The organism is Pseudomonas sp. R62 (assembly GCF_000257605.1).
GTDB classification, from domain to species: Bacteria; Pseudomonadota; Gammaproteobacteria; order Pseudomonadales; family Pseudomonadaceae; genus Aquipseudomonas; species Aquipseudomonas atacamensis.
The window spans coordinates 187,514-198,052 of sequence record NZ_JH635999.1 but is presented as its reverse complement, the minus strand read 5'-3'; the positions used below and the strand labels follow the sequence as shown (position 1 = coordinate 198,052).

Annotated in this window: 8 protein-coding genes; 3 read left to right on the top strand and 5 right to left on the bottom strand. The window is 61.0% G+C overall.

Going from position 1 to position 10,539, the window contains the following annotated elements; all coding sequences use genetic code 11:
• Nucleotides 1–103: 103 nt before the first annotated feature.
• The 5 genes from prpF to OQK_RS19280 all read right to left on the bottom strand — a co-directional run bounded on the left by prpF (nt 104) and on the right by OQK_RS19280 (nt 7,031).
• Nucleotides 104–1,294 (bottom strand): 2-methylaconitate cis-trans isomerase PrpF, encoded by a 1,191-nt coding sequence (gene prpF / locus OQK_RS19300; RefSeq protein ID WP_016773824.1) that lies wholly within the window; start codon nt 1,292–1,294, stop codon nt 104–106.
• Nucleotides 1,295–1,346: 52 nt separating this feature from the next.
• Complete coding sequence (gene acnD / locus OQK_RS19295) at nt 1,347–3,941, bottom strand: Fe/S-dependent 2-methylisocitrate dehydratase AcnD (RefSeq protein ID WP_016773823.1); 2,595 nt, start codon at nt 3,939–3,941, stop codon at nt 1,347–1,349.
• 198 nt (nt 3,942–4,139) lie between these two features.
• A complete protein-coding gene (gene prpC / locus OQK_RS19290; protein ID WP_016773822.1) occupies nt 4,140–5,267 on the bottom strand; it encodes a bifunctional 2-methylcitrate synthase/citrate synthase in 1,128 nt (375 codons plus the stop codon).
• Nucleotides 5,268–5,418: 151 nt separating this feature from the next.
• A complete protein-coding gene (prpB, locus tag OQK_RS19285) occupies nt 5,419–6,312 on the bottom strand; it encodes a methylisocitrate lyase (protein WP_016773821.1) in 894 nt (297 codons plus the stop codon).
• Nucleotides 6,309–7,031 carry a GntR family transcriptional regulator gene (locus OQK_RS19280; RefSeq protein ID WP_177318503.1) on the bottom strand — a complete coding sequence of 241 codons (723 nt, stop codon included), beginning with the start codon at nt 7,029–7,031 and terminating at the stop codon, nt 6,309–6,311. Before OQK_RS19280 ends, prpB begins: the two co-directional genes overlap by 4 nt.
• 404 nt (nt 7,032–7,435) lie before the next feature.
• Here OQK_RS19280 and rloA point away from each other — a divergent pair, with 404 nt between their 5' ends.
• From rloA to OQK_RS19265, 3 genes are read left to right on the top strand one after another with little or no spacing between them, the layout of a single operon-like run.
• Nucleotides 7,436–7,972, top strand: coding sequence for a retropepsin-like aspartic peptidase RloA (rloA, locus tag OQK_RS19275; protein WP_016773819.1), 537 nt, complete (start codon nt 7,436–7,438; stop codon nt 7,970–7,972).
• 5 nt (nt 7,973–7,977) lie between these two features.
• Nucleotides 7,978–9,513: an osmotic stress tolerance membrane protein RloB gene (rloB, locus tag OQK_RS19270; protein WP_016773818.1), complete on the top strand. Its 1,536-nt coding sequence runs from the start codon at nt 7,978–7,980 to the stop codon at nt 9,511–9,513.
• Nucleotides 9,513–10,499, top strand: coding sequence for an alpha-L-glutamate ligase-like protein (locus OQK_RS19265; RefSeq protein ID WP_016773817.1), 987 nt, complete (start codon nt 9,513–9,515; stop codon nt 10,497–10,499). Before rloB ends, OQK_RS19265 begins: the two co-directional genes overlap by 1 nt.
• The last annotated feature ends 40 nt before the right edge of the window (nt 10,500–10,539 follow it).

Genomic DNA, 10,539 nt, shown 5'->3' with positions numbered 1-10,539 from the left:
TCCTGTAGGAGCTGCCGAAGGCTGCGATCTTTTGATTTTGTTTTTCGCGATCAAGATCAAAAGATCGCAGCCTTTGGCAGCTCCTACCTGGTTTTGTGTTAAGTCAGAAAGAATCTCCGGGCACGCGGACATAGCCTTCCATGAGCACTCGCGCACTGCGGCTCATGATGGCTTTCTTCACCACCCACTCGCCATTCTCCAGTGTCGCCTCAGCGCCCACGCGCAACGTCCCGGACGGATGGCCGAAACGCACCGCATTGCGCTCAATCCCACCAGCAGCAAGATTGACCAACGTCCCGGAAATCGCCGCCGCCGTGCCGATCGCCACCGCTGCCGTGCCCATCATGGCGTGGTGCAGCTTGCCCATCGACAACGCGCGCACCAGCAGGTCCACATCACCAGCGGCAATCGCTTTACCACTCGACGCTACGTAATCCGCAGGCTTGGCGACGAACGCTACTTTCGGCGTGTGTTGCCGCTTGGCGGCTTCTTCCAGATTGGCGATCAGGCCCATGCGCAACGCACCGTAAGCACGAATCGTCTCGAACATCAGCAGCGCTTTTGGATCGCCGTTGATCGCGCCCTGCAGTTCGGTGCCGGTGTAACCGATGTCTTCGGCGTTGACGAAAATCGTCGGGATCCCGGCGTTGATCATGGTCGCCTTGAACGTGCCGACACCCGGGACCTCAAGCTCATCGACCAGATTGCCGGTGGGGAACATCGAGCCACCGCCGCCCTCTTCTTCCGCCGCCGGATCCATGAATTCGACCTGCACTTCGGCCGCCGGAAAGGTCACGCCGTCGAGTTCGAAATCACCGGTTTCCTGCACTTCGCCATTGGTGATCGGCACGTGGGCGATGATGGTCTTGCCGATGTTGGCCTGCCACACGCGCACCACCGCTACGCCGTTGTGCGGAATGCGGCTGGCGTCGACCAGACCGTTGCTGATGGCGAACGAACCGACCGCCGCCGAGAGGTTGCCGCAGTTGCCGCTCCAGTCGACGAACGGCTTGTCGATCGACACCTGACCGAACAGGTAATCGACGTCGTGATCGGCGCGGGTGCTTTTCGACAGGATCACGGTTTTGCTGGTGCTCGACGTCGCGCCGCCCATGCCGTCGATCTGCTTGTCGTAGGGATCGGGGCTGCCGATCACCCGCAGCAACAAAGCGTCGCGCGCTGGGCCTGGAACTTGCGCTGCTTCGGGCAGATCGGTGAGGCTGAAGAACACGCCTTTGCTGGTGCCGCCGCGCATGTAGGTGGCAGCGATTCTGATTTGTGGTGCGTGAGCCATGGTGCTCCTTACCGAAGGCATGGGACTTGAAATCCCATGCCCACACGTTGATTTAAACGGCTACCGCCGATCCTTCGAGGAAATCCTGTGCGAAGCGCTGCAACACGCCGCCGGCCTCGTAGATCGACACTTCTTCAGCGGTATCGAGACGGCAGGTCACCGGCACTTCGACGCGCTCGCCGTTCTTGCGATTGATCACCAGCGTCAGATCCGCACGCGGCTTGCGCTCGCCGATCACGTCGTAGGTTTCGCTGCCATCGATGGCCAGGGTGTGGCGGTTGGTGCCGGGTTTGAATTCCAGCGGCAACACGCCCATGCCCACCAGGTTGGTGCGGTGAATGCGCTCGAAACCTTCAGCGGCAATCGCCTCGACACCGGCAAGGCGCACACCTTTCGCCGCCCAGTCGCGGGACGAACCCTGACCGTAGTCAGCGCCAGCGATGATGATCAGCGGCTGCTTGCGTTGCATGTAGGTTTCGATGGCTTCCCACATACGCATGACCTGGCCTTCCGGCTCCACGCGCGCCAGCGAACCCTGTTTGACCTTGCCGTTTTCCACGACCATTTCGTTGAACAGTTTCGGATTGGCGAACGTTGCGCGCTGGGCGGTCAGGTGGTCGCCACGGTGGGTGGCGTAGGAGTTGAAGTCCTCTTCCGGCAGGCCCATTTTCGCCAGGTATTCGCCGGCGGCGCTGTCGAGCATGATCGCGTTCGATGGCGACAGGTGATCAGTGGTGATGTTGTCCGGCAGCACCGCCAGCGGGCGCATGCCCTTCAGCGGACGGGCGCCGGCCAGCGCGCCTTCCCAGTACGGCGGACGGCGGATGTAGGTGCTCATCTCGCGCCAGTCGTACAGCGGCGCGACTTTCGGCCCGGTGTCTTCATGCACGGCGAACATCGGAATATAGACCTGACGGAACTGCTCAGGCTTGACCGACGACTTCACCACCGCATCGATTTCTTCATCGCTCGGCCAGATGTCCTTGAGGCGGATTTCCCGGCCATCGACCACGCCCAGCACATCCTTCTCGATATCGAAACGGATGGTCCCGGCGATCGCGTAAGCAACCACCAGCGGCGGCGAGGCGAGGAATGCCTGTTTGGCGTACGGGTGAATGCGGCCGTCGAAGTTGCGGTTGCCGGAAAGCACCGCGGTCGCGTACAGATCGCGGTCGATGATCTCTTGCTGGATCAGCGGATCGAGGGCGCCGGACATGCCGTTGCAAGTGGTGCAGGCAAATGCCACAACGCCGAAACCGAGCTGTTCAAGTTCAGTGGTCAGCCCCGCTTCGTCGAGGTACAGCGCCACGGTTTTCGAGCCCGGCGCCAGCGAAGATTTGACCCACGGCTTGCGCGTCAGGCCGAGCTTGTTGGCATTGCGCGCCAACAGGCCGGCGGCGATGACGTTGCGCGGGTTGCTGGTGTTGGTGCAACTGGTGATGGCGGCGATGATCACCGCGCCGTCGGGCATTTGCCCCGGCACGTCATCCCACTGCCCGGAGATGCCTTTGGCCGCCAGATCGGATACCGCGACGCGGGCGTGCGGGTTGCTCGGGCCGGCCATGTTACGCACCACCGAGGACAGATCAAAAGTCAGGCCGCGCTCGTATTGCGCACCTTTGAGGCTGTCAGCCCACAGGCCGGTGAGTTTGGCGTACTGCTCGACCAATTGAACCTGCTGGTCTTCACGACCGGTCAGTTTCAGGTAATCGATGGTCTGCTGATCGATGTAGAACATCGCCGCCGTGGCGCCGTATTCCGGGGCCATGTTGGAAATGGTCGCGCGGTCGCCGAGGGTCAGCGCCGCCGCGCCTTCGCCGAAGAACTCCAGCCAGGCACCGACGACTTTCTGCTTGCGCAGGTATTCGGTCAGGGCCAGGACCATGTCGGTGGCGGTGATGCCCGGTTGCAGCTTGCCCGTCAGTTCGACGCCAACGCTTTCCGGCAGACGCATCCACGACGCACGGCCGAGCATCACGCTCTCGGCTTCAAGGCCGCCGACGCCGATGGCAATCACACCCAGCGCATCGACGTGCGGGGTGTGGCTGTCGGTGCCGACGCAAGTGTCGGGGAACGCCACGCCTTCGCGCACCTGAATCACCGGGGACATTTTCTCCAGGTTGATCTGGTGCATGATGCCGTTGCCCGGCGGGATCACATCGACGTTCTTGAAGGCCTTTTTGGTCCAGTTGATGAAGTGGAAGCGGTCTTCGTTGCGGCGGTCTTCGATGGCGCGGTTCTTCTCGAAGGCCTGGGCATCGAAACCGCCCGCCTCGACGGCCAGCGAGTGGTCGACGATCAATTGCGTCGGCACCACCGGGTTGACCTGCGCCGGGTCGCCGCCCTGCAAAGCGATGGCATCGCGCAGGCCAGCGAGGTCGACCAGCGCGGTCTGGCCGAGGATGTCATGGCAGACCACCCGCGCCGGGAACCACGGGAAATCGAGATCGCGCTTGCGTTCGATCAGTTGCTTGAGCGAGTCGGTGAGCGTGGCCGGGTCGCAGCGACGCACGAGGTTTTCCGCCAGCACGCGTGAGGTGTACGGCAGGGTGTCGTAGCTGCCAGGCGCAATCGCCTCGACCGCCGCGCGGGTGTCGAAGTAATCCAGCGGCGTGCCAGGCAGGTTCTTGCGGAATTCTGTGTTCATCGGGTCAGGACTCGGGTCACGGTGGTTGCAAAGGGTGGGCCAGAAACCTGAGTTACACACCGTCCACTGTGGGAGCGAGCCTGCTCGCGAAAGCGGTATATCAGTCGACATCAATGTTGAATGTCAGTCCGTCTTCGCGAGCAGGCTCGCTCCCACAGGGTCTAGCGGTGTTCTCTGGTTACGGGTCAGCCCACCATTTCAGCGACGTTCGATTGGCACGAACTTGCGCTGTTCGACGCCGGTGTATTCGGCGCTTGGGCGAATGATGCGGTTGTTGGCGCGTTGTTCGAACACGTGCGCGGCCCAGCCGGTCAGGCGCGAGCAGACGAATATCGGCGTGAACAGCTTGGTCGGGATACCCATGAAGTGGTACGCCGAGGCATGGTAGAAGTCGGCATTCGGGAACAGTTTCTTCTGCTCCCACATGGTCTTGTCGATGGCTTCCGAGACTGGGAACAACACCTTGTCACCGACCTCGTCCGCGAGTTTTTTCGCCCAGCCCTTGATCACCTCGTTGCGCGGGTCGCTGTCCTTATAGATCGCGTGGCCGAAGCCCATGATCTTGTCCTTGCGCTCGAGCATGCCCAGGGTGCCTTTGATCGCCTCTTCCGGTGAACCGAAGCGCTCGATCATTTCCATCGCCGCTTCGTTGGCGCCACCGTGCAACGGGCCACGCAGCGAACCGATAGCCGCCGTCACGCACGAGTACAGATCCGACAAAGTCGAGGCGCAAACGCGTGCGGTGAAGGTTGAGGCATTGAATTCGTGTTCGGCGTAGAGGATCAGCGACACGTTCATCACTTTGACGTGAAGTTCGCTTGGCTTCTTGTCGTGCAGCAAGTGCAGGAAGTGGCCGCCGATGGTCGGCTCGTCGCTGACGCAGTCGATGCGCTTGCCGTCGTGGCTGAAGCGATACCAGTAGCACATGATCGCCGGGAACGCGGCGAGCAGACGGTCGGTCTTGTCGCGCTGTTCGGAGAAGTCTTTCTCCGGTTCGATGTTGCCGAGGAATGAGCAACCGGTGCGCATGACGTCCATCGGGTGGGCGTCGGCGGGAATTCGTTCGAGCACTTCTTTCAAAGCTTGCGGCAGGTCGCGCAGCTTGCTCAGTTTGCTTTGATAGTCGGCCAGTTGCGCTGTTGTCGGCAGTTCGCCGTACAGCAGCAGATAGGCGACTTCTTCAAATTGCGCGTCGGCGGCCAGTTCACGCACGTCGTAGCCGCGATAGGTCAGCCCGGCACCGGCCTGGCCCACGGTGGACAATGCGGTTTGCCCGGCAACCTGGCCACGGAGCCCGGCGCCACTGAGTACTTTTGCTTCGGCCATTGTGTTCTCCAATCTTCTTGAATTTGTATGGGGAAACTTGTGGGAGCGAGCCTGCTCGCGAAAGCGCTGGATCAGTCGACATCAATGTTGGATGTCAGTCCGTCTTCGTCGGAACGCCGCCCGGAGCCGGCTCGCTCCCACAGGGTTTTGTTCAGCCTTTCTTCTGTGCAAACAACGCATCGAGCTTCTGCTCGAACGTGTGGTAATCGATACGATCGTAGAGCTCCATGCGAGTCTGCATGGTGTCGATGACATTCTGTTGCGTGCCATCGCGGCGGATCGCGGTGTAGACGTTTTCCGCTGCCTTGTTCATCGCGCGGAACGCCGACAGCGGGTAAAGCACCAGCGAGACGTCAGCGCCGGCCAGTTGTTCGGTGGTGTACAGCGGCGTTGCGCCGAACTCGGTGATGTTGGCCAGGATCGGTGCTTTCACACGGTTGGCGAACAGCTTGTACATGTCCAGTTCGGTAATCGCTTCCGGGAAGATCATGTCGGCGCCCGCCTCGATGCACGCTGCCGCGCGATCAAGCGCCGATTCCAGACCTTCCACTGCCAGTGCGTCGGTACGCGCCATGATCACGAAGCTGCCATCGGTACGGGCATCGACGGCGGCTTTGATGCGATCGACCATTTCCTGCTGGCTGACGATTTCTTTATTGGGGCGATGGCCGCAGCGCTTGGCGCCAACCTGGTCCTCGATGTGAATCGCCGCCGCGCCGAACTTGATCATCGACTTGACCGTGCGCGCCACGTTGAAGGCCGACGAGCCAAAACCGGTGTCGACATCCACCAGCAGCGGCAGGTCGCAAACGTCGGTGATACGGCGCACGTCGGTCAGCACATCATCCAGCCCGGTGATGCCCAGATCCGGCACGCCAAGCGAGCCTGCGGCCACGCCGCCGCCGGACAGGTAGATCGCCTTGAAACCGGCGCGCTTGGCCAGCAGCGCGTGGTTGGCGTTGATCGCGCCGACCACTTGCAAAGGATGCTCGCTGGCGACCGCATCGCGGAAGCGCTGGCCCGGCGTGTTCAGGTTGGAAGTCATGCATCACCTCGTTCAGTGGCTGTCTTGTTGTGGGCGCCGTCCTCGTAGTGACGGGCGATGTTGCGTTTCGAGGCGCCAATGTGGCGGCGCATCAACAATTCCGCGAGCTCGCCGTCACGGTCGGCGATGGCATCGAGAATGCGGTGGTGTTCGGCGAAGGCCTGGTGCGGGCGGTTCGGCGTGGTGGAAAACTGGATGCGGTACATGCGCACCAGTTGATACAGCTCGCCGCAGAGCATCTGCGTCAGCGTGCGATTGCCGCTGCCCTGGATGATCCGGTAATGAAAGTCGAAATCGCCTTCCTGCTGGTAGTAACCGACGCCGGCCTGAAACGCCGCATCGCGCTCGTGGGTTTCCAGCACCCGGCGCAGTTCGTCGATTTCCGCGACGCTCATGCGCTCGGCAGCGAGGCGGCAGGCCATGCCTTCGAGGGATTCACGGATTTCGTAGAGTTCGATCAATTCGGCATGGCTGAGCGAGACCACCCGCGCACCGACGTGCGGCACGCGCACCAGCAAGCGCTGGCCTTCCAGACGATGGATCGCCTCACGCAGCGGACCCCGACTGATGCCATAGGTGCGCGCCAGCTCCGGTTCGGAGATCTTGCTGCCCGGGGCGATTTCGCCTTTGACGATAGCCGCCTGAATGCGCCGGAAGACGTTTTCCGACAGCGTCTCGGAATCGTCGCCGCTGATGACCGGGGGATCGAGTTGATCCAGCATGATTGTCGACACCTTTAAATCCAATGCGGCAAAAACTAGCCAATAAGACCGCATCAGTCAAAGGATAAATAGGTATTGTCGACAATCGTCTAATAACCGCAGCCAATCGATCATCTATTAATGTTGGAGCGAGCTTGCTCGCGAAGGCGGCACATCAGCCGGCTTCTACATCGAATGACACAGCGCTTTCGCGAGCAGGCTCGCTCCCACAAGAGTGGCATCCCTTGCAGCTCATGGGTCGGCGCAAGCGCTGGCGCCATAAAACCACCGTGCTAGAATGCCGCCCGCATTTGCGGGTCTTTAGTACGGCTTGCCATAAAAAGCTGCCAGGCACACGCGGGGGCTTGCGCACGGTTGCGCGGGCACCTGAACCGATAACGGAACGCTGCGCACCAGGATTTATGAGACTCAAGCCTTTCCCCACCTTTTTTGCTCTGTTTTGCCTGCCGGGCCTCGCCGCCGCGGGGGAAAAAACCGTGTACGGCCTCAACGAATACGCTTCGCTTGACGGCATCAATCTCGAAGTTGCGGCCAAACTCGACACCGGGGCGAAAACCGCCTCGCTGAGCGCCCGCGACATCAAACGTTTCAAACGCAACGGTGAATCCTGGGTACGTTTCTACCTGGCCATCGACACCGCGCATTCACACCCCATCGAACGGCCGCTGGCGCGGGTCAGCAAGATCAAGCGCCGCGCCGGCGACTACGATCCGGAAGAAGGCAAGCAGTACACCGCCCGTCCGGTGATCGAGCTGGATATCTGCATGGGTTCGGCAATGCGCAGCATCGAAGTGAACCTCACCGACCGAAGTGCGTTCCAATACCCGCTTTTGATCGGCTCCGAGGCGCTGAAACGCTTCGACGCGCTGGTCGACCCCAGTCTTAAATACGCTGCCGGCAAACCTGCCTGCACCATCGCCGCTCACACCGCCGAGTAATTTCCATGCGTTCTCTAACCTTCCACCTGAAAATCCTGATCGCCGTGCTGGTGCTGCTGGGCGTTTCGGTTACGGCCTATCAGATTTTCGTGCTCGGCATCCCGGTGACCGAAGACGCCACCGACGACCTGTGGAACATCGACGCCAAGGTCGAGTTCGTCGCCAGCACCAAGGATCCGGTGAAGATCCAGATGTTCGTGCCGCCGTTGAGCCGCGATTACGTGAGCCTCAACGAAAGCTTCATCTCCAATAACTACGGCGTCGCGGTCAACCGCATCGACGGCAACCGCAAGGTGACCTGGTCGGCCCGTCGCGCCAAGGGCAACCAGACGCTGTATTACCGTCTGGTGCTGACCAAGCGCTACACCGCGGAAAAATCCAAGGTCAAAGGCCCGACCTTCCGTGACAGCATGGTCATCGAAGGCCCGGAAAAAATCGCCGCCGAAGCCCTGCTCGCGCCGATCCGCCAACACTCGGCCGACGTCGAAACCTTTATTGGCGAGGCGATCAAGCGCGTTAACAATGTCAACGACGACAACGTCAAATTGCTGCTGGCTGGCGATCCGTCGACTTCGCACAAAGCCAAGATCGTCGAACTGCTGCTGTCGATTGCCCACGTTCCGGTAGAAAAAGTCCACACCATCCGCCTCGTCGCCGATCAGCCTCAGACTCCCGAGCTGTGGCTGCGCAGCTTCAACGGCAACGACTGGCTGTACTTCAACCCGGAAACCGGTGAACAAGGCCTGCCGACCGATCGCCTGCTGTGGTGGACCGGCGACGAAAACCTGATCACCGTCGACGGCGGCAAGAAAGCCAACGTGACTTTCAGCCTGAACAACAGCGAGATGAACGCGATTCGTCTGGCCAAGCTGACCGACGAAAACACTGACGCCAACTTCCTCGATTATTCGCTGTACGGCTTGCCGCTGCAGACCCAGCAGACCTTCATGATCATGGTGATGATCCCGATCGGCGTGCTGGTGATCCTGATCCTGCGCAACCTGATCGGCCTGCAGACCCTGGGCACATTCACCCCGGTGCTGATCGCCCTCGCCTTCCGCGAAACGCAGCTGGGCTTCGGCATTCTGCTGTTCACGGTGATCACCGCGCTGGGCCTGTCGCTGCGCTCGTATCTCGAACATCTGAAGCTGCAAATGCTGCCGCGCCTGTCGGTGGTGCTGACGTTCGTGGTGGTGTTGATTGCGGCGATCAGTCTGTTCAGCCACAAGCTGGGGCTTGAGCGTGGCTTGTCGGTGGCGCTGTTCCCGATGGTGATTCTGACCATGACCATCGAACGACTGTCGATCACCTGGGAAGAACGCGGCGCCAACCATGCGCTGAAAGTCGCGATCGGCACGCTGTTCGCCGCCTCCCTGGCGCACCTGATCATGACCGTGCCGGAGTTGGTGTACTTCGTGTTTACCTTCCCGGCGATCCTGCTGATTCTGGTCGGATTCATGCTGGCGATGGGTCGCTATCGCGGCTACCGCCTGACCGAACTGGTACGTTTCAAGGCCTTCCTGAAGAAGGCTGACGCCTGATGTTCGGTTTCTGGAAGACCTGGAAGGCCCTCGAGGCGCGCGGCATCATGGGCATCAACCGCCGCAACGCGGACTACGTGCTCAAGTACAACAAGCGCAGCCTGTACCCGATCGTCGATGACAAGATCCTCACCAAGGAACGCGCCATCGCCGCCGGTATCCACGTGCCGGAGCTGTACGGGGTGATCTCCACCGAGAAGGAAATCGACAAGCTCGACGAGATCATCGGCGGGCGCAGCGACTTCGTGATCAAACCGGCGCAGGGCGCGGGTGGCGATGGCATCATCGTCATCGCCGACCGCTTCGAAGGCCGTTATCGCACGGTGTCGGGCAAGATTCTCGCCCACGAAGAGCTGGAGCATCACATCTCCAGCATCCTCACCGGCCTGTACTCGCTGGGCGGCCACCGCGACCGCGCACTGATCGAATACCGCGTGACCCCGGACCAGATCTTCAAAAGCATCAGCTACGAAGGCGTGCCGGACATCCGCATCATCGTGCTGATGGGCTACCCGGTGATGGCGATGTTGCGTCTGCCGACCCGTCAGTCCGGCGGCAAGGCCAACCTGCACCAGGGCGCCATTGGCGTTGGTGTGGATCTGGCCACCGGCCTTACGCTGCGTGGCACCTGGCTGAACAACATCATCACCAAACACCCCGACACCACCAACGCGGTGGATGGCGTGCAACTGCCCTACTGGGACGGTTTCATGAAACTCGCCGCCGGCTGCTATGAGCTGTGCGGGCTGGGTTATATCGGCGTGGACATGGTGCTCGATCAGGAAAAGGGTCCGTTGATTCTCGAACTGAATGCGCGGCCGGGGCTGAACATTCAGATCGCCAACGATTGCGGCCTGACCTTGCGCACTCACGCGGTTGAAGCGCGGCTGGAAGAGCTGAAGGCGCGGGGCGTAAAGGAATCGGTTGAAGAACGGGTGGCGTTTACCCAGGAAATGTTTGGGCATATTCCTGCGGTTGAGGGCTGACAAGCCTAAAAGCGAAAGCCCCTCACCCTAGCCCTCTCCC